This is a genomic window from Primorskyibacter sp. S87 (assembly GCF_049801055.1).
GTDB lineage: Bacteria > Pseudomonadota > Alphaproteobacteria > Rhodobacterales > Rhodobacteraceae > JBNAGF01.
The window spans coordinates 197,188-220,376 of the sequence record NZ_JBNAGF010000002.1 but is presented as its reverse complement, the minus strand read 5'-3'; the positions used below and the strand labels follow the sequence as shown (position 1 = coordinate 220,376).

Here is a 23,189-nt window from a genome sequence, read left to right as displayed (position 1 = left end):
GCAATGATCCAGATCAAGCGCACAGGACGGGAAGGTCGACACACCATGACGCATTATGCTCTGATCATGCTGGCCGCGGGGGTCGGCATCCCGATACTGGCGGCCCTGAATGCCGCACTGGGCAAGTTGATCGGATCGCCCACAGCCGCGGGGGTCGTGCTGTTTGCCGTGGCGTTCGGCGCGTCGGTGCTGCTGCTGTTTCTGGTTACCGGGCCACAGGCCCTGTCGAAACTGGGCGGAGCGCCCAAGCACCTGTTTCTTGCCGGTCTGCTGGTTGCATTCTACGTGTTGTCGATCACCCATGTGGCCCCGCATTTCGGAGTTGGAAACGCGGTTTTCTTCGTGCTGATCGGACAGTTGATCAGCGCCGCAGCAATTGACCACTACGGGTTGTTCGGTGCACAGGTCAGCCCGTTGACAGCAATGCGCGCGGCAGGGATCGGGATCATGGCGCTTGGCGTCGCGGTCACTCAGCTGGCATAAGCTGTCCGTTTTCCAGTCGCAGAACCCGATCCATCCTGGCGGCAAGGTCCATATTATGCGTAGCTATCAGCGCCGACAGTCCAGTGCCTGACACCAGCTCCATCAAGGCGTCGAACACCTGATCGGATGTAGCCGGGTCAAGGTTGCCGGTTGGCTCATCCGCCAGAAGCAGACGCGGCGCATTGGCCAGCGCCCGGCAAAAGGCGACGCGTTGTTGCTCTCCTCCCGACAGCGCGGCCGGTCTGTGGCTTGCACGATCCCCTACCCCGACACGGGACAGCAGGTCTTGCGCCCTATCGACGGCAGCACTCTCGCCTACACCGTTTACGAGCTGTGGAAGGACAATGTTTTCTAGCGCCGTGAACTCGGGCAGCAGGTGATGAAACTGGTAAATGAAACCGACATCCTGCCGCCGGGTCCGTGTGCGCACGCGATCCGAGCGCCCGGTCATATCCTGCCCGGCGATTTCGACCCGTCCCTTGTCAGGTGTATCCAGCAGACCGGCAATATGCAGCAGCGTGGACTTTCCGGCCCCGGATGGCGCCACAAGCGCAACGGTTTCGCCAGGTGTGACTATCAGGTCAGCCCCGCGCAGAACCTGAACTTCGCCAGGTGTGCCGGGCAGATATGTCTTGCTCAGATCAGAGAGTTTGAGGATCGCTTCACTCATAACGCAGCGCCTCGACCGGGTTCATCCGGGCCGCACGTCGAGCCGGGAAATAGGTGACAAGAAACGACAGACCTAGGGACAAGCCCACCGCCTTCATCACGTCTGAAAGGTGCAGTTCCGCCGGAAGTGCATAGATGCCCCGGATCGCGGGATCCCAGACACCGCCGCCCATCGCGTAGTTTACAAAGGAAAAGATCGGGTCGATGTAGATTGCAAAGAGACACCCCAGCGCGACACCGATGGCAGTTCCGACGACGCCCGTGACCGCGCCGCATATGAAAAAGACCCGCAGGATCGAACCCTCGCTCAGACCAATCGTACGCAGAATGCCGATGTCACGTCCCTTGTTCTTGACCAACATAATCAGACCCGAAACGATATTCATGGTGGCGATGAGAACCAGGATCGAGAGGATGATGAACATCACATTGTCCTCGACTTCGAGCGCGCGCAGGAACCCACCACTGGCATCCCGCCAAGTCCACGCGCGGGCAAGCTCACCGGCCGCCTTTGTGACGTTGAAGACCAAGCCGTCTACCGCCTCAGGTTCGGCGACCATCACTTCGATCTCGTCCGCCCTGCCCTCGCGGTTGAAAAAAGACTGCGCCTCGGACAAGGGCAGATATGCGCGTGTCCGGTCGATGTCATATCGCCCCGTGTTAAAAACATAGACGACCTCGTAGGCGTTGATCCGCGGACTGGTCCCAAAGGCTGTTTTTACGCCGTTCGGCGAAATCAGCTTGATACGGTCACCGACTGCTGCGCCAAGTTCCCGGGCAACACCGGACCCCAGCGCGATGCCCTCCGGAAACCGGGACAAATCCCCATAGGCGTCTTCGCTTTCGGCCACACCCGGCAGGGTCATCAGATCGGCATGGGCAATTCCAAACACCTCGACCCCGGCGTTGCGGTCACGCTGCGAGGCCATGACCTGCCCCCGCACTATGGGCGCTGCCCGGACGACCCCGGGAACATCGGCAATCCTTGCAGCCATGCCCTCATAGTCGCTGATAGTCCGGTCAATGCGCCCGGTTTCCGGTATGACCTCGCCGCCGCTATAGATCGTCACATGGGCGTTGGCGCCAAGAATGGTGCCAACGAATTCCGAACGAAATCCCGATCGTACAGCCAGCGTTGCGATCAGGGCAAAAACAGCCAGCGTAATCCCGATCAGTGAAATCCAGGTCATTACGCTGACGCCCCCCTCGGCCCGGCGCGCGCGAAGATAGCGCCAGGCGATCATCCATTCGAACGGCGCAAAGGGTTTCGGGGATAAAGTCCGGGCCTTGTCCTTGGCTCCGGGGGGTGTCGGGGATCGGGCCATTGAGCCTCTCATCTCTGATTTCGCCGGACCCTGTTCGTTTCGCGCCCTGTGGTCAACCCGATTTCCGATCTGTCGCGATTGCAAAATCAATTGTCGGCATGGGATTCGGAGCGCGGAATCAGCCGCTTTCAAAACAGTTGCCCCGTTTTGCAAAGCATTGGCCACGATCGCAGCACAATTTTCGGCGGTTTTGCCATGAAAACGCGAATTGGCATCGGGTTCGAGGAAAGTGGGGTTAGCCTAATTTTGCACAGAGCGAGTATTCGGGCTCAACAAGAATTTTTAGCACCAAGCACTTTTCCGGTCCGGAGCGGCGACTTACGCCGCTCCGGACTACCCCCCAAAAACACGAGAACGTCTCAGCAGTTGTTTCGCACTGTGGTGGCGGCCGTTTCGGCATGGATCGACCGGCAAGAACCGGTCCAGATTTCCTGTCGGTATTGATGTCCATTCAATTGTTCCCCGCATGTCGCCTCATCCGATCTGGAAACAATGCCGGGAATCCAACCCTATTGAGTCCAAAATGCAACTGAATCTGACACTTTATGAACAGATTTCTGCCTAGTTTTTGATTTTTTGATGAATCTTCTGCACGCTTTTTCCTACAGCGATTTTGCACTGAGAAACACTGGTGACCAGTGGAAAGCGAGGCGCAGATGGACGGGACAAGGCACAACCAAAACGACCCTCACACAGTCGGGGAGCCATTAGTGGCAACCGAAAGCCGGCGAACGGCCGCTACAGAACTCGATTGTGAAACCGCCGCGCTTCTCAGGGCTTCGATCCTGCCGCATTTCGAAACGTCAAAAACATGGGCCGCGCTTATCGATGTGATGCGAGACAAAGGATACCGCCTGAGCATTCGCGGCGGTCGCCTTTGCCTGACCGACCGCGAAAACGGCGCCCGTGTTTGTGGCCTTCGGTTTCTTGGAATCAGCATGCGAGAGCTTGTCGCACGGATGGGGAGACTGACCGTATTACCATTGCCGGGGGACCGGGCGGATGGCGAAATACTGCGTCATCCGCCGGAAGGAACCGCACGCGGTCAAGTTTGAATCACGCCCGCCCGGATAGGTCGGGCGGGTCGTCGAGTTCAGAATCTGCCGGTTATCAGAGCCATGTGTGGAAGGACCGGCCGGCCATTGGCTCATCCTTCTGCAGATGCGGGTGGTGCGTCGCGTAGATCTCGGCCACCTTTGCAACGGCCGTTTCCGGGCTCAGCTCTTCGCTTTCGCCGGTGCGGCGGCAGGTCAATTCCACTACCCCGTTTTTGAGCCCGCGCGGTCCAACCGTGATCCGCCACGGCAACCCGATCAGGTCCATCGTCGCGAACTTGCCCCCTGCCCGTTCGTTGCGATCGTCATAGAGCGGTTCGAGCCCCAATGCCGACAGCGAAGCATAGAGTTTTTCACATGCCTCGTCGGCCTGTGCATCACCCTGTTTCAAATTCACGATCCCGCAATGGAACGGCGTCACCCCTTCGGGCCAGATGATGCCATTGTCGTCATGGCTGGCCTCGATGATAGCGCCCACAAGCCGGGAAACGCCAATGCCGTGGCTGCCCATATGCACCGGGGTCGATTTCCCGTCCGGTCCCTGAACCGTTGCGCCCAGCGGCTCGGAATACTTGGTGCCGAAATAGAAGATCTGCCCGACCTCGATCCCGCGCGCCACGCGGCGGCGCTCTTCGGGAATCTCATCGAATCTGGCCGCGTCATGGGTTTCGTCGGTGCGCGCATAAAGCGAAGTGAACTCCTCCATTACAGCGCGGCACTGGTCGACACTGTCATAGTCGATCTCGCGTTCGCCAAGGCGGATGTCGGTTACTGCGCTGTCATAGAAAACTTCGGATTCGCCCGTGTCAGCCAGAACCAGAAACTCATGGGTGTCGTCACCACCGATCGGGCCGGAATCGGCGCGCATCGGGATCGCCTGAAGACCCATCCGTTCATAGGTGCGCAAGTAGCTCACCAGATGGCGGTTATAAGCGTGCAGCGCGTCCTCTTTGGTGAGGTCGAAGTTGTAGCCATCCTTCATGTAGAACTCGCGCCCACGCATTACGCCGAAACGCGGGCGGATCTCGTCGCGGAATTTCCACTGGATCTGGTACATGGTCAGCGGCAAGTCCTTGTAGCTGCTGACATGGGAACGGAAGATATCGGTGATCAGCTCTTCGGCGGTGGGTGTGAACAGCATATCGCGTTCGTGACGGTCGGTGATGCGCAGCATCTCGGCACCATAGGCATCGTAGCGGCCGCTTTCGCGCCATAGATCCGCCGATTGGATGGTCGGCATCAGCATCGCAAGGTGGCCGGCGCGCGCCTGTTCTTCGTGAACGATCTGTTCGATCCGGCGCAGCACCTTGAGGCCAAGTGGCAACCAGGAATAGATCCCGGCGCTAGCCTGCTTGATCATACCGGCACGCAGCATCAGCCGATGGCTGACAATCTGGGCTTCAGAGGGGTTTTCCTTCAGAACAGGCAGGAAGTAACGGGTCAGGCGCATCGGCTCTCTCTTCGTCTGCAAATGAGCGGTTTGCAGCGGTCTAAGCCATCCCTGCGCGACAGGCAATCGGCCATTGCAGCCTATCCACGGTGTTGGGGCGATCATTTCCGGACCGAGGGTTTCGTTTTCCGATTGACCTCTCCGCTGACAGGAAGAAACCTGACGAAACATCGCCAGCGCAGTATGGAAAACCGGCTTGGTCCCTGCGCGGGTCATTCAATGAGGTTCTGCCCATGCAGGAAATACCCACAGTAGACATCTCACCTTTGCGCCATCCGTCCGACCCTCTGCGCCCGTTTGTCATCGCGGAGATCATGGATGCTTTCTCCGAGGTGGGTTTCCTGTCGATTACTGGCACCGAGGTTTTTCCCGATCTGGTTGACGAGGTCAGGCAAACGGTTCGCGACATTTTTTCGGTCAGCGAAAAAGCAAAGTGGGATCAGGCGATTACCCGGAATAACTACCGTGGATACGTCCCCTTGGGGTTTTTCGCGCCCAATGACGGAACCGGCACCGCAGACCGATACGAAGGATACAAGCTCCATCACGAGATCAGCCCGGATGCGGCCGTTTTTGATGAGTGTTTCCTGCACGGGCCGAACATCTGGCCGCGTGACGTGCCCCATGCAAAGCTGGTTCTGCTGACCTACTGGAAACAGATGGACAAAATTGCCGATCTGCTTTTGGGCGCTCTGGAGGAGGGCCTCGGTCTGGCTGACGGGCTGTTTCGGGACGCTTTTGTCAACCCGCTGACCAACATGACCCTGCTGCATTACCCGCCACAGGCGCCGGATGAGGCTGGTTTCGGGATCCACCCGCACAAGGATACCGACGCCCTGACAATCATCGCTCCTGATCCTGTTGGCGGTCTGGAGATTCAGACCCGCGATGGAAACTGGATCACCCCCGACTGCCCGACAGACGGATTCGTAGTCAATATCGGCGACATGCTGGAACTGTGGACCGGCGGACAGTTGGTGTCGACCCCGCACCGGGTCGTCAACTTGTCCGGGCGGGAAAGATACTCGTTTCCCTATTTTGCAGTTCCCCGGTACGACGTCGTGATCGAACCTGTGGTCAAGCCAAAACCCGGCTTTGACCGGCCGGCCGTGCGCAGCGACCATTGGTCCGTCGAAATCTGGCGCACGAACTGGCCGGATGAAAGCGCAAATGCGGACACGCCGGAGCTTGGAACCCTGCACCCTTAGGAACGCCCCCCGACACCCGACAAGGAGCCTTGCGCCGGAATGTCTCATGGGCGATGTGTAGGGCACAAACGACAACATCCGGAGCCCGTACATGGCCCTCCCCGTCCAGACCCAGCTCAGATACTGGGGGCTAGCTGCCGCAATTTTCATCCTGGTGCTCTGGCTTCTGGGAGATGTGCTGCTGCCCTTCGTGATCGGAGGGGCTATTGCCTATTTCATCGACCCGGTCGCCGACCGACTGGAAAGGTTGGGGCTGTCACGGGTAGCGGCCACTGCGCTGATCACGGTCACGTCGGTCGTGTTGTTTGTCGTCATTGTTGTGGCGGTGGTGCCTGCGCTCGTGTCCCAGCTGGTCGACCTGATCGAGATCCTGCCGCAATTGTTCCGGGATCTCCGTACATTCCTTGAAACCCGGTTTCCGTCACTGCTGGACAGGGAATCGAGCACCCATCAGGTGCTGCTTTCGTTTTCAGATACCTTCAAGGAGAAATCCGCCGAGGTGTTGCAATCTGTTGTCGCCTCGCTGGGGTCGGCAATCAACGTGGTGGTTCTGATGGTGATCGTTCCGGTTGTCGCGGTTTACCTGTTGCTGGACTGGGATCGCATGATCGAACGGATCGACGAGTTGTTGCCCCGCGACCCCGCTCCGGTCCTTCGCCAAATGGCCAAAGAAATCGACAGCGTTCTGGCGTCCTTCGTGCGCGGCATGGGCACCGTCTGCCTGATCCTTGGCACATATTACGCCGTTGCCCTGATGGCCGTCGGGCTGCAATTCGGGCTCATCGTCGGGTTCATCGCCGGGCTCGTGACCTTCATCCCCTATCTGGGCGCGATGATCGGAGGGGCGCTGGCGATCGGGCTTGCCCTGTTCCAGTTCTGGGGAGACTGGGCCCAGATCGGCCTTGTCGCCGGTATTTTCGTAATCGGCCAGATTACCGAAGGCAATTTCCTGACACCGAAGCTGGTGGGCAATTCGGTCGGCCTGCATCCAGTCTGGCTGCTGCTGGCCCTGTCGGTGTTCGGAGCCCTGTTTGGGTTCGTCGGAATGCTGATTGCTGTCCCCGTGGCCGCCGCATTGGGCGTTCTGGCCAGATTTGCCGTCAATTACTATCTCGGAAGTCCGCTCTACAAGGGTAGCTCCGGTCAGGTGGAAGCAAGCGGAGACGCCGAGTAAAATGGCCGAGCAGCTAAGCTTTGACTTGCCCGCCAAAACAGCATTGGGGCGAGAGGATTTCTTCGTCTCTCCTGCCAACGCGCTGGCCGTGGCGACTGTCGACGCGGCCACGGCGTGGCCCGGCAACAAACTGGTGTTGAGCGGTCCTACCGGATCGGGAAAGACGCACCTGACCCATGTTTGGGCCAGCCAGCGCGGCGCCAGGATAGTTTCTGCCGCGGCATTGACTGGCGATATGGTCCCGGATCTCGCCAAGGGGCATGTCGCCGTCGAGGATGTCCCGGACATTGCGGGCACGCCAGAGGCCCAATCCGCGCTGTTCCACCTGCACAATCTCGTTCTTGCCGAAGGTCATACGCTGCTTCTGACTGGCCGCGGGGATCCTACGCATTGGGCCCTTCCCTTGCCCGACCTGCAAAGCCGTTTGCAGGGCACACATCATGTTGCGCTGAATCCACCGGACGATGCGTTGCTGGCCGCCGTACTGGCCAAACTGTTTGCCGACCGCCAGTTAAACCCGAAACCCGAGGTGATCTCGTACCTCGTCCGCCACATGGACCGCGCCTTCGATCACGCCGCCGGCATCGTCGAAGATCTTGACCGGATTGCGCTGGCTGAAAGCAGGCCGATTACCCGAACCTTTGCGGCGCGCGTTTTGGGCGCAGGGCAACAGAGCATTCAGACCGCTGACGACGATTGACCCCTGCCCAACCGTCTTGCATCCTGCCGGGCAGATCACATAGGGACCGACATGACCCCCGATATGGCCAACGGAATTTCCGAGCCCGCTCCGGCACTTGACCGCACCCCCGACTGGGGATCATTCGGCAGACCGTTATTCGATGATCCCGGCGCACGAGCCCTGAGCCATGTTGGCGTGGTCGATGTCGGATCGAACTCGGTCCGGATGGTTGTGTTCGACGGTGCGGCACGATCGCCAGCCTATTTCTACAACGAGAAAATCATGTGTGCGCTAGGCGCGGGCTTGTCGGAAACCGGACGCCTCAATCCCCAAGGGCGCACCCGTGCAATATCGGCCCTGAACCGCTTTCAACATATTGCCCGGGGCCTGGACCTGCCTCCCCTGCGCGTGGTCGCAACCGCAGCTGTTCGCGATGCCGAAGACGGTCCGGAGTTCTGCGCCGAGGTGTTGCGCGAAACCGGGCTTGTGATTCAGGTCATCGACGGGCGGGAGGAAGCCCGGCTGTCGGCACAAGGTGTGTTGTTGGGTTGGCCCGGCGCTTACGGGCTGATCTGCGATATCGGTGGCTCCTCAATGGAATTGGCCGAGATCGGACAGGGACAGGTCGGCAAGCGCATCACCTCGGACCTCGGCCCGCTCAAGCTGCGGGACATCCCCGGCGGACGGCGGGGACGCAAGGCGCAGATCAAATCGGTGATGGAGGAATTACGCGGGCAACTTGGGCCGCAGCGTGACCGTTTGTTCCTTGTTGGAGGCAGTTGGCGGGCCATCGCCCGGATTGACATGGTTCGGCGCGACTACCCGCTTCGGGTGCTGCACGAATACCGCATGTCGATTGCGGACATCCAGAAGACGGCCCGCTACATCGAACAGAACGATCTGGAAGAGCTGCGCGGACAAGCCGGGGTTTCTTCGGCCCGTGCCGCGCTGGTGCCCTTTGCCATCGACGTGCTGATGCGTTTGATCCGGGTGTTCAAACCAAAGGACATCGCTGTTTCCAGCTATGGTATCCGCGAAGGGCTTCTGTATGACCAGATGCCGCAGCGTTTGCGGGACCGCGACCCCCTGATCGAAGCCTGTCACTTTGCCGAGGCAAAGGACGCCCGGCTGCCCGGTTTCGGCACTCAGCTTTACGATTTTCTCATGCCGCTCTTCAAATCCGCACCACCCTCAAAGACGCGGCTGGTGCGCGCGGCCTGCCTGCTCCACGACGTCAGTTGGCGCGCCCATCCTGACTATCGGGCCGAAATCTGCTTTGACAATGCAACCCGGGCCAATCTTGGTGGTCTGAAGCATTCGGAGCGGGTGTTTCTGGGCGTTGCACTACAGCATCGCTATCGCAACAAGCGCGTTGGTGACCGATTCCAGCCGCTCTACAACCTGCTGGACGAGAAAGATGCCAAGGCGGCCGAAATCCTCGGAAAAGCGATGCGGTTTGGCGCCATGCTGTGGATGCGGACAGATGGACCTCTGGGTGAGCTCCACTGGCAACCCAAGAAGCGGCGATTGAAACTTACGCTGCCGCCTGAGGCCGAACCACTCTACGGCGAAGTGGCACAGGCCCGGCTCGGCGCGTTGGCGGATTCGCTGGAAGCAGAGTTTGAAGTTCGTTTCAAGAAAAACCGGCCGGGCAAGACGTGAGCCTGACCTGAGCGGTCCATATCCGACTCAGATATCGGTGCCCATATCGGTGGTCGGCGCGTCGTCGGGCTGGTCCTCAGAGTCCGGCGCTGCGTCGGGGGCCTCTTCTGGTGGTTCCAGCTCGGTTTTCTTGCGAATGATGATATCGCCATTGGGCAAGAATTCAGGCGGATGATAGGCGCTCCAATCCTTGACCTCTTCTGCCAACTTCCCCAATGCCGGGCCCATCTCGGACATGAAATCCTGCATCGTTGGGCCAAACTGCCGGGCGAGATCCTGCAGGTCTTCCATGGCCGGCGACATTTCTTTGCGCAATCCTTCCCAGAACAGCTCCATCCCCTCTTCCATAAGGGACTTGCCCTCAGATGGTTGATCCTGTTCCGATCCCTGCTTTGGCGCCTCGGCAAAGGCAGGAAACGCAATGGTCAAGGCGGTCACGGCGACGAAAATCTGTTTCATGGCAAGTGATATAGGTGCTGTTTCGTCGCTGGTTAAGTGTCAGATTTCGATATCGAGGGTTACCGGAAAATGGTCCGAAGCGGTAAGCAGCGCCTCGCGCAGTTCCGGCATTCGATAACATTCGACATCCTCGAAAGGATGCCAGATCCGCCAGACGGGGCGACGGGCGCGCAGGCTGTCGGAGATCATGATGTAGTCAAGCAATGCATTGAGATACCGCGCCTCGCCCGGAAGCTGAAACCGGGCGGTCGACGGCACCGCGCCGGGCCTTGGACGCCGTGCCCGGTCAGCATGCGGATCGAATAACCCCGCCTCAAGCAGCACTTCGACCGATGACCGGCCAAAGAGATGTTCGAATTCGTCGAGTCCCGGACCGTCATTGAGATCGCCCATCAGGATCACATGCTCACCTGCCGCAATATGATCCTCGACACGCATCCTGAGCCAGACCGCCTGTGCCAGCTGCTTGCGCCGGTTGGCGATCGATGCACTGAGGATCTCATCCCGGGTTCTGGCGCCGTGTGGCGCCTTGGATTTGAGATGCGCGCCAATCAGGCGCAGCGCCATTCCAGATGAGGTTTGCGCCGCAAGCTCAATTGGAGGCTTGGAAAATCGCACCAGATCTTCGGTCGCATCAATGTCAAGATCAATCCGAAAAACACCGTCGAACCGGGGGGCATCGCTGTTCCCCTTTCGGCCGGTTTCAGCTCCTATCGGGTCATGTCGCACCTCTATCTGATCCGGGTCATAGAAAAGCGCCAGTTCCTGATGCGTGTCGTTTGCAAACCCCATCGCCACGCTGCGCGTGCGGAGCTGGAACATTTTTGCAAAGCTTTCCAGCGCCCGCACGGTATCCTGAGTGCGACCGGTGTTTGGAGCCTCGACAACAAGAACCGCATCAGCGTCCAGCGCCGTCAGAACCTTGGCAATGGCCTCGATCTGTTGGGCGCGGGTGACGTCCTGCCGCCCGGACCATTCATCATCGACCAGTAGCCGGTCGCGTTTGTCGAACAGGTTGGCAAACCACTCCACGTTATACGTGGCCAACCGCATTTCAGGCGCCGGCCCCGTTGATTTCATCCCATGCGCGATTGATGTCAACCATTCGCTTTTCCGCAAGGCGAATGGCCTCTTCCGGTACGCCACGGGCGATCATTGCATCGGGGTGGGTATCGCGCACCAGCTGCCGCCAGATTTTGCGGATCTCTTCCCGCGACATGCTGGGATCGACACCCAGAACGGTATAGGGATCATTCGGAGCATCAGGAACGAAACGGGCTCTCAGCGCCTGAAACTGCTGATCGGTCTGGCCAAATATCCCGGCCACGACCTCGAGAAACTCGTTCTCGCCCGGATGATAGAATCCATCGGCCATCGCGATATGGAACAAGCCTTCCATCAGATCACACAAGGTAGAGGGATCATTGGCAAACATGCGCTGGATACGCCGGGCATAGTCTTCGTATCCGGCGACATCGGTGCGGGCCATGTTGAACACGCGCGCCGCTCCTTCCTCGTCCTCGCGGGCGATCTGGAAAACCTCACGAAAGGCCGTGACCTCGTCACGGGTCACCAGACCATCAGCCTTGGCCATCTTGGCGCCAAGGGCGATGACCGCGATGGCAAAGGCCACGCTGCGCTGCGGAGGGGTCCGCAAGCGTTCGAAAACCTCGCCGAGGCTTTCGCCCTGCCGCAGGGCTTCGATTGCGTCAGCTATCCGGGTCCAGAGAGACATGCCGCCACCCTAGCCAGAGCTATTGCCGATGTCAGCGCCTTCCGACACGCGGGGCGAGAGAAATTTCTGCATCAGCACAAGATCCCACCATTTTTCGAATTTTTGACCGACTTCGGGCAAGATAACCACGTAGTCATACCCCAGAGCGGCATGAAACGCGCGCGCATCTTGGTTGCCACTGCTGACGCCGGCAATCATCGTATGGGCTCCGGCGGCTTTGGCATGGGCTTCGATTTCGCGCATCAAGGCACGGCCCAGCCCGCGCTGACGTGCAGACGGCGCAAGGATCACCGTATGTTCCATCGTGCGGGCATATCCAATTCCTCCGCGAAACTGGCGATAAGTCGCAAAGCCGACAACCTGCCCTTCCAGTTCGGCGACAAGAAAGATGGGCCTGTGGTCGATCATCAATGCGATTTCTTCCGGAGTTTTCTCAACACTGCTGAACGTGATCATCGTCTCGCGGATCTGAGGGTTCCAGAAGTCAGCAATTGCCTTGGCATCCCCTGCCTGGGCCGGTCGGATCATTCCAGCACCCTCAACCCGTGTGGGGTATCGATTTCCGCCCGCAATCCCGCCGGACCGCGGGTCAGAACCACGCGCCCGTCGGTCAGCCGGGCTACTGCAGCGCGCAGCGCCTCGGCTTCGGGATGTGACACCAGCAGGCGGCGCAGGGAACAACCCGAGTCGGGCAGCAATTCCGCCGGGTGCAACCTGCCCTGCCAGCGGATCAGCGCCGGATACAGATTGTCGAACGGCAGAATACCGGTTTCCGGCACGGCCATTTGCCACCGCAGATCGCCTCGTCTGAGGGAAACAGGTGTTCCGGCAGCCTCGGGAACGGCCGAAAAGTCCTGAACCCGGCAGATCCAATTGCGCAGGTGCGGCCCACCTTGCAACCGGTCAAGATCGAACCAGCGGGCGTCCTCGGGCGGTGGTGCCGAAGGATCGATTGCGATAGCCTCAAGATAGAGCCCCCCCTGCAATCCGAGCAATCGGTTGTGCGTACCGAAATGCGCGTGCTTTCCGCCCGGCACCATTGAGACGCCCAACGCCTCTTCGACATGGGTTGTGGCCTCATCCAGTGTCCGTCCTGCAACTGCCAGATGATCGAGTTCCATCACGCGCTCCCTCGCTGCTGCCAAACTACAGACACGACGCGAGGGAACAACAAAAAAGGCGCAGGATCCCGATTCCCTTCACCGATTGACAGCAACACCGGCCTGCGCCACACCGCTGACCATGCTGAGGATCGAAAATATTACCTATGCCGTGGAAGGGCGCCCGCTTTTTGACACTGCCAGCGCGACGATTCCCACCGGCCACAAGGTTGGGCTGGTGGGGCGAAACGGCACCGGAAAGACAACACTGTTTCGCCTGATCCGCGGCGAGATCGCATTGGAAACCGGTGAGATCTCTTTGCCGCGACAGGCCCGCATAGGCGGAGTCGCGCAGGAAGCACCAGCATCCGACACGTCGCTGCTCGACACAGTTCTGGCCGCCGACACTGAACGCAACGCGCTAATGGCCGAAGCCGAGACTGCCAGCGATCCGACCCGCATTGCGGAAATCCAGACCCGGCTGGCCGATATCGATGCATGGTCGGCCGAGGCGCGTGCGTCCTCGATTCTAAAAGGGCTCGGGTTCGATGACGATGAGCAATTGCAACCGTGCCGGGATTTCTCTGGCGGTTGGCGTATGCGGGTTGCTCTAGCGGCGGTTCTGTTCTCTCAACCCGACCTGCTGTTGCTCGACGAACCGACCAACTACCTCGACCTCGAAGGTGCACTTTGGCTGGAAAGTTATCTGGCCAGATACCCGCATACCGTCGTGATCGTCAGCCATGACCGCGGGCTTCTGAACCGCGCGGTCGGGTCTATCCTGCACTTGGAAGACCGCAAACTTACCCTCTATCAAGGCCCCTACGACCAGTTTGCCCGCCAACGTCAGGAACGTCTGGCCCAAGCTGAAGCAATGGCTAAGAAGCAGGCAGCGCGCCGCGCCCATCTGCAATCCTATGTGGACCGGTTTCGGTACAAGGCCGACAAGGCAAAGCAGGCGCAATCGCGGATCAAGGCGCTGGCAAGGATGCAGCCGATCTCCTCGCCGCAGGAGGCCGCCTTGCGCGCCTTCACCTTCCCGGAGCCCGAGGAGATGTCGCCGCCGATCATCCAGATCGAGGGCGGCGTGACCGGTTATGGTGAAACTGAAGTTCTGAAACGGCTGAACCTGCGCATCGATCAGGACGACCGCATTGCCCTGTTGGGAAAGAACGGTCAAGGCAAGTCGACTCTGTCAAAACTGTTGAGCGACCGGCTGCCGCTGATGGCGGGGAAGATGACGCGGTCTTCGAAACTGCGGATCGGATATTTTGCGCAACATCAGGTCGATGAGCTTTACGTCGACGAAACTCCGCTCGATCACCTGCGCCGCCTGCGCCCCGACGAGGCGCCGGCGCAATGGCGGGCGCGACTTGCCGGGTTCGGGCTCGGTGCCGCGCAGGCCGAAACCGAAGTAGGCCGGTTGTCCGGAGGGCAGAAAGCGCGCCTTTCACTGCTCATCGCCACACTTGAGGCACCGCACCTTCTCATTCTCGACGAACCGACGAACCACCTTGATATCGAAAGTCGCGAGGCGCTGGTTGAAGCTCTGACGGCCTATTCTGGCGCGGTAATCCTTGTCAGCCATGACATGCATCTTCTGAGCCTCGTTGCAGACCGGCTCTGGCTGGTGTCGGATGCCACTGTGAAGGCCTATGAAGGTGATCTGGAGGCCTATCGCAGCTTCCTGCTGACGCGCGAAAAACCAGCCCGGAGAGCCGAAGCCAAACCGGAGACGCCACGGCCTGCCAAGCCCTCTCGAGACAAAATTATTGCATTGCGCTCGGAAGTCAGGAAGTGCGAACAACGCCTTGAAAAACTTCAGGATATGAAGATAAAACTGGACGAAAAACTCGCCGACCCGACGCTGTATTCCGACCGCAAACACGAGCTGCCGGGCTGGCAGAGAAAACATGCCGAACTAATGGATGGGCTGGACCGCGCGGAAACCCTGTGGATGGAAGCGCAGGAAAAGCTGGAAGCCGCGGAGCAAATGGTATGAGCACACCTGTCGGCAACAGGGACGACATGATTTCCGGCATGAATCCGGATCTGCGGCCCGGCGTTTTTGCCTTTGCCCATCTGCCATCGGGCAGCGTCATTCCCGCCGAAGCAATTGGCAGTTTTGATGAGACCGAAGGGGTGTCCCTGATCCTGCCTCTGGAGGTTGCGCCTGCCGGGTCGCAGCCAATGCGGTGCATCACCCTAAAGATTCATTCAGCGTTGGATGGCGTCGGGCTGACAGCCGCGGTGTCAAACGCCTTGGCTGAGGTGGATATCCCGGCCAACGTCGTCGCCGCGTTCCACCATGATCATGTCTTTGTGCCGGCAGATCTTGCCGAAAGGGCGCTGGAGGCGTTGCGGATCTTGCAAAGGGCACATGGCGATGACTGATCTGGCCTTTCTCGTCACCGCATTCACGACAATGTTCGTGGTCATTGACCCGCCAGGGCAGGCACCACTGTTTGTCGCCCTCACTCAGGACATGGATCCGGCAACCCGGCGTAAAGTGGCAATCCGCGCCTGCGCCACCGCCGCAGGGGTCCTCGCCATGTTCGCCGCCTTCGGCGAGGCATTGCTTGGGTTTGTCGGCATCTCCATGCCCGCCTTCCGCGTTGCCGGCGGCGTATTGTTGTTTCTGACCGCAATGGACATGCTCTTCGAGCGCCGGACCAAGCGCCGTGAGTCGAGCGCCGAGGAGGAAGAGCATGTAGATCCGTCGGTGTTTCCACTGGGCATTCCACTGATTGCCGGACCGGGCTCGATTGCCACCGTTATTCTCCTTGCCGGTCAGCATCCGGGCATCGAAGGTCTGGCCACCGTGATTTTGGTGATGCTGGCAGTGATCGCCGTGGTTTTGGCCCTGTATCTCGCATCCGAATTGCTGGCGCGTCTGTTGGGCAAGACCGGGATCAATGTGGTCACACGCCTTCTTGGTATGCTTCTGGCGGCCCTTGCTGTGCAATTCATTCTGTCCGGTCTGCACGATTTCGGTATTGCCGGGATGTAGTCCGGCCACCATGTAATCAGGCAAGTCCGCAACCAAACAACCGGAGCCTCGCATATGGAAGACTGGCAGATCGGAAATGCCGCTTATCTGGTAATCCTTCTTTGTGCCGTTCTGTTCTGGTTTGTGACGGGCCACCGACAGTCGCTTGGGCGGACCGTTCAGATGGCATTGGCTTGGGTCTTGATTTTTGTCGGCGTCATTGCCGCGATCGGTGTTTGGGAGGATATCCGGCACACGATCAGCCCGGCCCAGCGCATGGTTTCAGAAGGCAACCGGATCGAATTGCCCCGCGGGCAGGACGGACATTTCTACATGCGTCTCGAGGTTAATGGAAAACCGCTGGAATTTCTCGTCGATACCGGCGCCAGCCAGGTCGTTTTGTCACGAGAAGACGCGGCACGCATCGGGATCGACACCGATCAGCTTACCTATTTCGGACGCGCAATGACCGCGAACGGAGAGGTTCGAACAGCCCCTGTCCGGCTTGAGAACGTTTCCGTCGGCCCTTACACGGACTCAGGCGTGCGCGCCTGGGTCAATCAGGGCGACATGGACCAGTCCCTGCTCGGGATGTCATACCTGCAGCTCTGGGAAAAAATCGAGATCTCATCAGGCAAGCTGACATTGACCCGTTGAGTGCGTCAGTGTCAGGCACCGGTTTCCGCTTTCTTCTCCCAGCGCCCTCCTTCTTCTGACCAGTATTGGGCTGCACAGCCTGAATCGCTCAGGGTTTTCCATTGACTGCGGGCATGTTGCACTGCCTGTTCGTCATGACCGTCGAACAGGATGCACACGCGTTGCATCGCCTGAACTTCGTCGGCAGTAATCTCCGCGCCATCAATGCTCATAACGCAGGTGGCACCGTTTGGCACCTCCTGCCCGGTGGTCAGCAAAACCGGCTGGTCCGCGTCATGCGGACCGCCCGCCATCCCGTGCGGCAGAAAACCGTCCTCGGGTCCAGACCAGAGCTTTTCGTCGAGCCAGCCGAGCCGCCCGGCGTCGGTTCCGCGCACCGATACGCGCCATCCCGCACCCAGAGCCTTGCCGATCAGCATCGGCAAGGTTTGCTCCATCGGGGCACGTGTCAGATGATAGAAATAAGCGGCTCCCATCGGCGATTCAGGATCTACTCGGCTTCGAAACGGTCACGGACCAGACGGTCGAGCGCCATGACACCCCAGCCCGTCGCGCCTTTGGGCGCATAATCGGTCTCGGACTTAACCGAAGCCACACCGGCAATATCAAGGTGGATCCACGGTGTGCCGTCCTTGACGAAACGCTGAAGGAATTGTGCGGCCGTGACCGAGCCCGCCGGGCGACCACCCACGTTCTTCATATCAGCGATGCGGGATTTCAGCATGTCGTCATAGGCCTTGCCCAAAGGCATGCGCCACGCGCCTTCGCCCTCGGCCCCGGCCGCCTTGAGGAAGGCGTTGCAGAAGCTGTCTTCGTTCGAGAAAACGCCCGCGTTTTCGTGACCTAGCCCGATAATGATCGCCCCGGTCAGGGTCGCCAGATCCACCATTCCGGCTGGCGCGAACCGGTCCTGAGCATACCACATGACATCGCACAGAACGAGGCGGCCCTCAGCGTCAGTGTTGATGATTTCGACTGTGTCTCCCTTCATCGACTTCACCACATCGCCGGGACGGGTCGCGCGGCCCGAGGGCATGTTTTCGACCAGTCCGACCAGACCGACAACATTGGCCTTGGCCTTGCGCAGGGCCAGAGCACGCATGGTGCCGGCAACCACGGCGGCACCGCCCATATCCATGGTCATATCCTCCATGCCACCGGCTGGTTTCAACGAGATCCCACCTGTATCAAACACTACGCCCTTGCCGACCAGAGCCAGCGGCGCGGCATCCTTGTCACCGCCCTTCCATTGCATCACGACAACTTTGGAGGGGCTGTCCGAGCCCTGCCCCACGCTCAGCAATGTGCGCATGCCGAGTTTCTCCAGCGCCGCCTCGTCCAGCACCTCCACGTCAAGGCCCAGCGCCTCCATCTCCTTGAGACGGTCGGCGAAATTCGTGGTGGTCAGCACGTTGGCCGGCTCATTCACAAGATCACGGGTCATGTGGACGCCCTCGGCCACGGCCCGGCGCGGCACCAGCCCGGTCTCCATCTCCTCGGGGCGGGAATGTGCGATCAAAACCTCGCCGGTTTCTTTCGCAGCATCCTCTTTCACAGTCTTGTGTGCATCGAAATCATAGGACCGAAGGGCAATTCCCATCGCGAGATCGGCGGCGCGGGTCATGTTGCCGGACATCACCAGCAAAGCCTTGTCACCGCGAAGTTTTGCCAGTGTGGCACCGGCCTTGCGCGCCTCGATGTCGCTTGTGCGCCGCGGCAGAACAAGAACATCCAGAGCTTCGGCCACCATACCAGCCGGCCAGCCAAGCGAAATCACCTGACCGGTCTTTGCCTTTGCGAACCGCGGGCTGTCCAAAAGCCGTTTCAACGCTCCTTTCGTAAGGCGGTTGGCCCGGCGCGCTGCAGGATCCATCTTGCCCTCGGGCGTGACGATCACCGCGACGCGGCCAGTGGCGCTGGCCATGTCCTCAAGCTCGGTTGAAATGAAACGGATGGGGGTCGGGCTGCTCATGGGACGCTCCTCGAAAGATCTGTTGCGCCAAGAGGTAACGTGCCGCCCCCACTTTGGCCAGATAGCAGTTTTCCCCGGCCCCCAATTGCATTAAGGTCGCGCCAAAAGAAACGGCAGGTTCCGGGGGGATCGCAGTGTCACGATACGACAGATACGTGCTGTCGCAATTTCTCCTGTTTTTCGGATTTTTTGCCCTGATTCTGGTTGCCGTGTTCTGGGTCAACCGGGCGGTTGTGCTGTTCGACCGGCTGATCGGCGACGGCCAGTCGGCTCTGGTGTTTCTTGAATTCACCGCGCTGGCGCTGCCGAATCTCATTCGCATGGTGCTGCCGCTGGCGGCTTTTGCGGCCTCGGTCTATGTCACGAACCGGCTGAACTCGGACAGCGAACTGACCGTCATGCAGGCCACGGGTTCCTCTCCGTGGCGCTTGGCCAGACCTGCGCTGGCCTTTGGCCTTGTGGCGGCGGCGATGATGAGCGTGCTGACCCATTTCCTGCTGCCGGCCTCGATCACCCGTCTGGCAGAACGTGAAGCGGAGGTGGCCCGCAACGTCACAGCCCGGCTGTTGAGCGAAGGCGATTTCCTGCACCCGGCAGACGGTGTGACCTTCTATATCCGGCAAATCGAACCGGATGGCACCCTCCGCGACATTTTCCTGTCGGACCGGCGCGACCCGGAACAAAGCGTGACATATACCGGAGAGCGTGCATTTCTTGTCCGCAACGAAGATCAGACTAATCTGATCATTGTCGACGGGCTTGCACAGAGGCTGGACAACAACAACCGCACCTTGTCGACCACATTGTTCGCCGATTTCTCCTATGACATCAGCAACCTGATAAAAAAGTCTGAGCGCACGCGGCGGTCGATACGCGAAATCCCTTCGCTGGAAATGCTGCGGGACCCCGAAGCTGTCTCGAAACAGGACGGCTACAGCCTTGGCCAGCTGGCTGAAGAGTTTCACCTGCGCTTTGCCCGCGCTTTGGTCTGCATCGCGGTAACGCTGATCGGCTATTCAACGCTGCTTCTGGGTGGTTTCTCGCGCTTTGGCGTCTGGCGGCAAGCTTTTGTTGCGTTCATCATTCTCGTCATTCTGGAAACTCTGCGCGGGGTCGTTACTGAACCCGTTCTGGAAAACCACAAGCTCTGGCCCCTCGTTTATCTGCCCACCATCCTAGGTTTGATGATTGCAAGCCTGTTCATGTCCACGGCATCACGCCCGTTGCGGATCGTTCTGCGATCTGTATTCGGCAGAAATCGCGAGGCGACGTCATGATCCTCGACCGGTATTTCGCCCGACGATTCATCCAGAGCTTCCTGCTGATCGGTGCGGTCTTCATGACCCTGATCATGCTGATTGACATGATCGAACAATTGCGGCGTTTCGAAGGATACGACGTCGGTTTTGGCAAGCTGTTCCAGCTGACCCTGCTGAACGCCCCGGCCGCTATGGACGAGATCCTGCCGCTGCTGATGATCCTGTCGACCATCGTGCTGTTCATCGGTCTGGCCCGGTCAAGCGAGCTGGTGGTGACCCGGGCTATCGGCAGATCGGGTTTGCGGGCGCTGGTTGCGCCGGTTGTCGTGGCGCTGATGATTGGCGGACTGGCGGTCAGCACGCTCAACCCGATCGTTGCGGCAACGTCAAACCGCTATCAGGCGTTGGCAGATACCTATCGAAACGGAGGACCGTCGGTTCTGTCGATATCGGGTGAGGGCCTGTGGCTCAGGCAAGGCAGCCCAAGCGGGCAATCGGTCATTCACGCAACCGGTTATGGAGGTGGCGAGGAAAGCCCGACCCTGTTTGACGTGACCATTTTGACCTATGCGCCCAAGGGCGGGCCAATTCGCAGGATCATCGCGGACAGCGCTTCGCTGGAAGGCAACGACTGGGTGTTGAGGCGGGCAAAGGTCTGGCCGCTGACCGCCGGCCTGAACCCCGAAGTCACCTCTGCGACCCATGTCGAACTGCGTATCCCGACAACGCTGACCGAAGAGCGGATTCGCGACAGCCTTGGCGCAACCAAGGGGATCTCGATCTACGATCTGCCCAAGACGATCACCGATCTACGGCAGGCCGGGTTTTCGACCAAGCAATACGAAGTCGCCTATCAGGCCGCGCTTGCCCGTCCATTGTTCTTAGTTGCCATGGTTCTGGTCGGAGCGGCCTTCACAATGCGCCATGCCCGGTTCGGCGGCACGGGCTTTGCGGTTCTGGCCGCCGTTCTTCTGGGGTTTACCCTGTATTTTGTGCGCAACTTTGCCCAGATTCTCGGAGAGAACGGCCAGATCCCGATTTCGCTCGCGGCATGGGCGCCGCCGGTTGCCGCGATCATGCTGACACTCGGCCTGCTTCTGCACGCGGAGGACGGCTGATGCGGTCTCTCACGCTGCCGATACTGTCTATTCTGGCAATCCTCTCCTTTTCCGCATCTGCTGTAGCCCAGTCGACAACGACACCTCGGGACACGCAGCCGCAACCCGCCCCAACACAGGCCGACCCTGAGGCCGAAGAACAACCGCCGGCGATTCTCGTGGCCGATCAGGTTTTCATCACACCTGAGCGCCGGCTGATCGCCGAGGGCAACGTCGAAGCCTATCAGGGCGACACAAGAATGACTGCCCGCAAGATCACCTTTGACCGTGAGACTGGCAAGTTGACCATCGAGGGACCGATCCGGATCGACCAGGGTGGCGAGATCATCGTGCTGGCGAATGCGGCAGAAATGGATGAGGGGTTGCAGAACGGGCTGTTGACCGGAGCCCGCATGGTTTTCGACCAGCAGCTGCAATTGGCCGCGCTGCAAATGACGCGCGTTGGCGGACGCTATACGCAACTTTACAAAACCTCGGTTACCTCTTGCCATGTGTGCGAAGATGGCCGCCCACCGATCTGGCAGATTCGCGCTCAGAAGGTCACGCATGACCAGCTGGAACGGCAGCTGTATTTTGAAGGAGCACAATTCCGGGTTCTCGATGTTCCGGTGTTCTATTTCCCCGGTATCCGCCTGCCCGACCCGACCTTGGAACGGGCCACCGGGTTCCTGATCCCCTCAGTCAGAACGACGTCGCGGTTGGGAACCGGTATCAAGGTTCCGTATTTTTTCCGCCTTGGCGATGACAAGGATCTGACCCTTTCGCCATACGTGTCCTCAAAGACGCGCACGCTGGATTTCCGCTATCGGCAGGCATTCCGCCGCGGCCGCATAGAATTCAACGGCGCGCATACGCGCGACGATCTGCTGCCTGGCGAAAATCGGGGCTATCTGTTCGGCTGGGGTCGGTTCAATCTGGCAAATGACTTCAATCTTGATTTCGATATCAAGACCACCTCTGACAACGCCTATCTTGTCGACTACGGGTTGCCCGATCAGGACCGGCTGCGCAGTGAATTGTCGGTCAACAGAATCAAACGAGACAGCGCCTTCCGCGTTGGTTTGATCCACTACAAGTCACTACGAGACAGCGAAGATGACGACCTGATTCCCTCGTCGATCGGCGACATCAACTATGAGCACCGTCTTTTCCCGAATGCGATCGGCGGCGAGTTCAGATTGGGGCTCGATACCCATTCCCACGAACGAACAAGCTCGGCTGACGTCATCGGTCGTGATGTTGCACGGGCGACGGTCGACGTGGCCTGGCGGCGACACTGGACATTCGATGCAGGGCTCAGAACCGACGTGGAACTGGGGTTTTCCGGCGATGTCTTTGACGTATCGGATGACAGCAACTATCCGACCAAAAGCAGTCGGCACACGCCACGCGCAGCAATGACATTCCGCTACCCGATGACCATGGGCACCGAAGGCGGAACGCATTTCCTCGAGCCAATTGTTCAGCTGGGCTACACGCGTGTTTCCGGACAGGACAATCCCAATGACGAAAGCAATTTCGTCGAATTCGACCAGGGCAACCTGCTATCACTATCGCGGTTTCCCGCCCCCGACCGGCGAGAGGACGGGGCAACTGCGGTGGTGGGTCTCAACTGGGCGCATTACAATGCAAACGGTTGGTCCGCTCTGGCCACCATCGGACAGGTGTTCCGGCAAAATGCCGACCCGAACTTCACCAAATCCTCAGGCCTTTCCGGCACCTCGTCGGATGTATTGCTGGCCGGACAGTTTCGCCTGACCGACGAACTGGCGCTTACTGCCCGGGGACTGCTCAACAACAAGTTCAATTTTTCTAAGGCCGAACTTCGTGGTGACTGGCAGAATGAAACGTCGCGGCTTTCCTCGACCTATATCTGGCAGGGCCGTGATCCGGCCGAGGGACGCAACACCGAAGTGTCCGAACTGTGGTTCGACGGAGCCTACGAATTCAACCCGAACTGGCACGCCAGCGCAAATGTGCGCTATGACATTCAGGAGGCACGCGCGACTCGAGCAGGGTTGGGGGTGATCTACCGCAACGAATGTGTCACGGTCGATATTTCCATAAACCGGCGCTATACCTCGTCGACAAGTCTTGAGCCGACGACAGATTTCGGCTTTAGCATCGCACTCAGCGGCTTTGCCGTGGAAAGCAGAGAGAAGAATTACAGGCGATCATGCGGACAATCCTGA

Annotated in this window: 23 protein-coding genes; 13 read left to right on the top strand and 10 right to left on the bottom strand. The window is 59.5% G+C overall.

Annotated elements, in window-relative coordinates:
- The first annotated feature begins 45 nt into the window (after positions 1 to 45).
- Positions 46 to 483: a DMT family transporter gene (locus ACP15U_RS04505; protein WP_425043944.1), complete on the top strand. Its 438-nt coding sequence runs from the start codon at positions 46 to 48 to the stop codon at positions 481 to 483.
- Here the strand turns inward: ACP15U_RS04505 and ACP15U_RS04500 are convergent.
- Positions 467 to 1,153, bottom strand: a complete 687-nt coding sequence (locus ACP15U_RS04500) for an ABC transporter ATP-binding protein (protein ID WP_425043943.1) — start codon at positions 1,151 to 1,153, stop codon at positions 467 to 469. The two genes, ACP15U_RS04505 and ACP15U_RS04500, sit on opposite strands and share 17 nt — an antisense overlap.
- Entirely contained in the window at positions 1,146 to 2,477 is a 1,332-nt protein-coding gene (locus ACP15U_RS04495) for a lipoprotein-releasing ABC transporter permease subunit (protein ID WP_425043942.1), read from the bottom strand. The genes ACP15U_RS04500 and ACP15U_RS04495 overlap by 8 nt, the downstream gene beginning before the upstream one ends.
- A 710-nt stretch (positions 2,478 to 3,187) precedes the next feature.
- On the opposite strand from ACP15U_RS04495, the gene ACP15U_RS04490 reads away from it, so the two are divergent.
- Positions 3,188 to 3,532, top strand: a complete 345-nt coding sequence (locus ACP15U_RS04490; RefSeq protein ID WP_425043941.1) for a hypothetical protein — start codon at positions 3,188 to 3,190, stop codon at positions 3,530 to 3,532.
- A 55-nt stretch (positions 3,533 to 3,587) separates the two neighbouring features.
- On the opposite strand, the gene proS is transcribed toward ACP15U_RS04490, so the two are convergent.
- The gene (proS, locus tag ACP15U_RS04485; protein ID WP_425043940.1) at positions 3,588 to 4,982 is read right to left on the bottom strand and encodes a proline--tRNA ligase; all 1,395 of its coding nucleotides are present in this window, start codon (positions 4,980 to 4,982) and stop codon (positions 3,588 to 3,590) included.
- A gap of 233 nt (positions 4,983 to 5,215) precedes the next feature.
- Between proS and ACP15U_RS04480 the strand changes: the two genes are divergently transcribed.
- The 4 genes from ACP15U_RS04480 (at position 5,216) to ACP15U_RS04465 (ending at position 9,708) form a co-directional block, all read left to right on the top strand.
- The gene (locus tag ACP15U_RS04480) at positions 5,216 to 6,190 is read left to right on the top strand and encodes an isopenicillin N synthase family dioxygenase (RefSeq protein WP_425043939.1); all 975 of its coding nucleotides are present in this window, start codon (positions 5,216 to 5,218) and stop codon (positions 6,188 to 6,190) included.
- Positions 6,191 to 6,281: 91 nt separating this feature from the next.
- The gene (locus tag ACP15U_RS04475; RefSeq protein ID WP_425043938.1) at positions 6,282 to 7,364 is read left to right on the top strand and encodes an AI-2E family transporter; all 1,083 of its coding nucleotides are present in this window, start codon (positions 6,282 to 6,284) and stop codon (positions 7,362 to 7,364) included.
- Position 7,365: 1 nt separating this feature from the next.
- Positions 7,366 to 8,064, top strand: coding sequence for an HdaA/DnaA family protein (locus ACP15U_RS04470; protein WP_425043937.1), 699 nt, complete (start codon positions 7,366 to 7,368; stop codon positions 8,062 to 8,064).
- A gap of 51 nt (positions 8,065 to 8,115) precedes the next feature.
- Entirely contained in the window at positions 8,116 to 9,708 is a 1,593-nt protein-coding gene (locus tag ACP15U_RS04465) for a Ppx/GppA family phosphatase (protein ID WP_425043936.1), read from the top strand.
- Between the two features lie 27 nt (positions 9,709 to 9,735).
- On the opposite strand, the gene ACP15U_RS04460 is transcribed toward ACP15U_RS04465, so the two are convergent.
- The 5 genes from ACP15U_RS04460 to ACP15U_RS04440 are packed head-to-tail and all read right to left on the bottom strand — an operon-like array spanning position 9,736 to position 13,023.
- Entirely contained in the window at positions 9,736 to 10,167 is a 432-nt protein-coding gene (locus tag ACP15U_RS04460; RefSeq protein WP_425043935.1) for a hypothetical protein, read from the bottom strand.
- Positions 10,168 to 10,206: 39 nt separating this feature from the next.
- Positions 10,207 to 11,220 (bottom strand): endonuclease/exonuclease/phosphatase family protein, encoded by a 1,014-nt coding sequence (locus tag ACP15U_RS04455; protein WP_425043934.1) that lies wholly within the window; start codon positions 11,218 to 11,220, stop codon positions 10,207 to 10,209.
- A 1-nt stretch (position 11,221) separates the two neighbouring features.
- Positions 11,222 to 11,902 (bottom strand): TerB family tellurite resistance protein, encoded by a 681-nt coding sequence (locus ACP15U_RS04450; RefSeq protein ID WP_425043933.1) that lies wholly within the window; start codon positions 11,900 to 11,902, stop codon positions 11,222 to 11,224.
- Between the two features lie 9 nt (positions 11,903 to 11,911).
- Positions 11,912 to 12,430, bottom strand: a complete 519-nt coding sequence (locus ACP15U_RS04445; RefSeq protein ID WP_425043932.1) for an N-acetyltransferase family protein — start codon at positions 12,428 to 12,430, stop codon at positions 11,912 to 11,914.
- Complete coding sequence (locus ACP15U_RS04440) at positions 12,427 to 13,023, bottom strand: VOC family protein (protein WP_425043931.1); 597 nt, start codon at positions 13,021 to 13,023, stop codon at positions 12,427 to 12,429. The genes ACP15U_RS04445 and ACP15U_RS04440 overlap by 4 nt, the downstream gene beginning before the upstream one ends.
- 121 nt (positions 13,024 to 13,144) lie before the next feature.
- Between ACP15U_RS04440 and ACP15U_RS04435 the strand changes: the two genes are divergently transcribed.
- Genes ACP15U_RS04435 through ACP15U_RS04420 form a run of 4 tightly spaced genes read left to right on the top strand, consistent with a single transcriptional unit; the run spans position 13,145 to position 16,648 of the window.
- Positions 13,145 to 15,004: an ABC-F family ATP-binding cassette domain-containing protein gene (locus tag ACP15U_RS04435; protein WP_425044277.1), complete on the top strand. Its 1,860-nt coding sequence runs from the start codon at positions 13,145 to 13,147 to the stop codon at positions 15,002 to 15,004.
- The gene (locus tag ACP15U_RS04430; RefSeq protein WP_425043930.1) at positions 15,001 to 15,396 is read left to right on the top strand and encodes an ACT domain-containing protein; all 396 of its coding nucleotides are present in this window, start codon (positions 15,001 to 15,003) and stop codon (positions 15,394 to 15,396) included. The genes ACP15U_RS04435 and ACP15U_RS04430 overlap by 4 nt, the downstream gene beginning before the upstream one ends.
- A complete protein-coding gene (locus ACP15U_RS04425) occupies positions 15,389 to 16,012 on the top strand; it encodes a MarC family protein (protein WP_425043929.1) in 624 nt (207 codons plus the stop codon). The genes ACP15U_RS04430 and ACP15U_RS04425 overlap by 8 nt, the downstream gene beginning before the upstream one ends.
- Before the next feature lie 54 nt (positions 16,013 to 16,066).
- Positions 16,067 to 16,648 carry a retropepsin-like aspartic protease family protein gene (locus tag ACP15U_RS04420; RefSeq protein ID WP_425043928.1) on the top strand — a complete coding sequence of 194 codons (582 nt, stop codon included), beginning with the start codon at positions 16,067 to 16,069 and terminating at the stop codon, positions 16,646 to 16,648.
- Between the two features lie 11 nt (positions 16,649 to 16,659).
- On the opposite strand, the gene ACP15U_RS04415 is transcribed toward ACP15U_RS04420, so the two are convergent.
- Complete coding sequence (locus ACP15U_RS04415; protein ID WP_425043927.1) at positions 16,660 to 17,124, bottom strand: DNA polymerase III subunit chi; 465 nt, start codon at positions 17,122 to 17,124, stop codon at positions 16,660 to 16,662.
- A gap of 14 nt (positions 17,125 to 17,138) precedes the next feature.
- Positions 17,139 to 18,620 (bottom strand): leucyl aminopeptidase, encoded by a 1,482-nt coding sequence (locus ACP15U_RS04410; protein ID WP_425043926.1) that lies wholly within the window; start codon positions 18,618 to 18,620, stop codon positions 17,139 to 17,141.
- 134 nt (positions 18,621 to 18,754) lie between these two features.
- Between ACP15U_RS04410 and lptF the strand changes: the two genes are divergently transcribed.
- From lptF to ACP15U_RS04395, 3 genes are read left to right on the top strand one after another with little or no spacing between them, the layout of a single operon-like run.
- Positions 18,755 to 19,897 (top strand): LPS export ABC transporter permease LptF, encoded by a 1,143-nt coding sequence (lptF, locus tag ACP15U_RS04405; RefSeq protein ID WP_425043925.1) that lies wholly within the window; start codon positions 18,755 to 18,757, stop codon positions 19,895 to 19,897.
- A complete protein-coding gene (gene lptG, locus ACP15U_RS04400) occupies positions 19,894 to 20,997 on the top strand; it encodes an LPS export ABC transporter permease LptG (RefSeq protein WP_425043924.1) in 1,104 nt (367 codons plus the stop codon). Before lptF ends, lptG begins: the two co-directional genes overlap by 4 nt.
- Positions 20,997 to 23,189, top strand: coding sequence for an LPS-assembly protein LptD (locus ACP15U_RS04395; protein WP_425043923.1), 2,193 nt, complete (start codon positions 20,997 to 20,999; stop codon positions 23,187 to 23,189). Before lptG ends, ACP15U_RS04395 begins: the two co-directional genes overlap by 1 nt.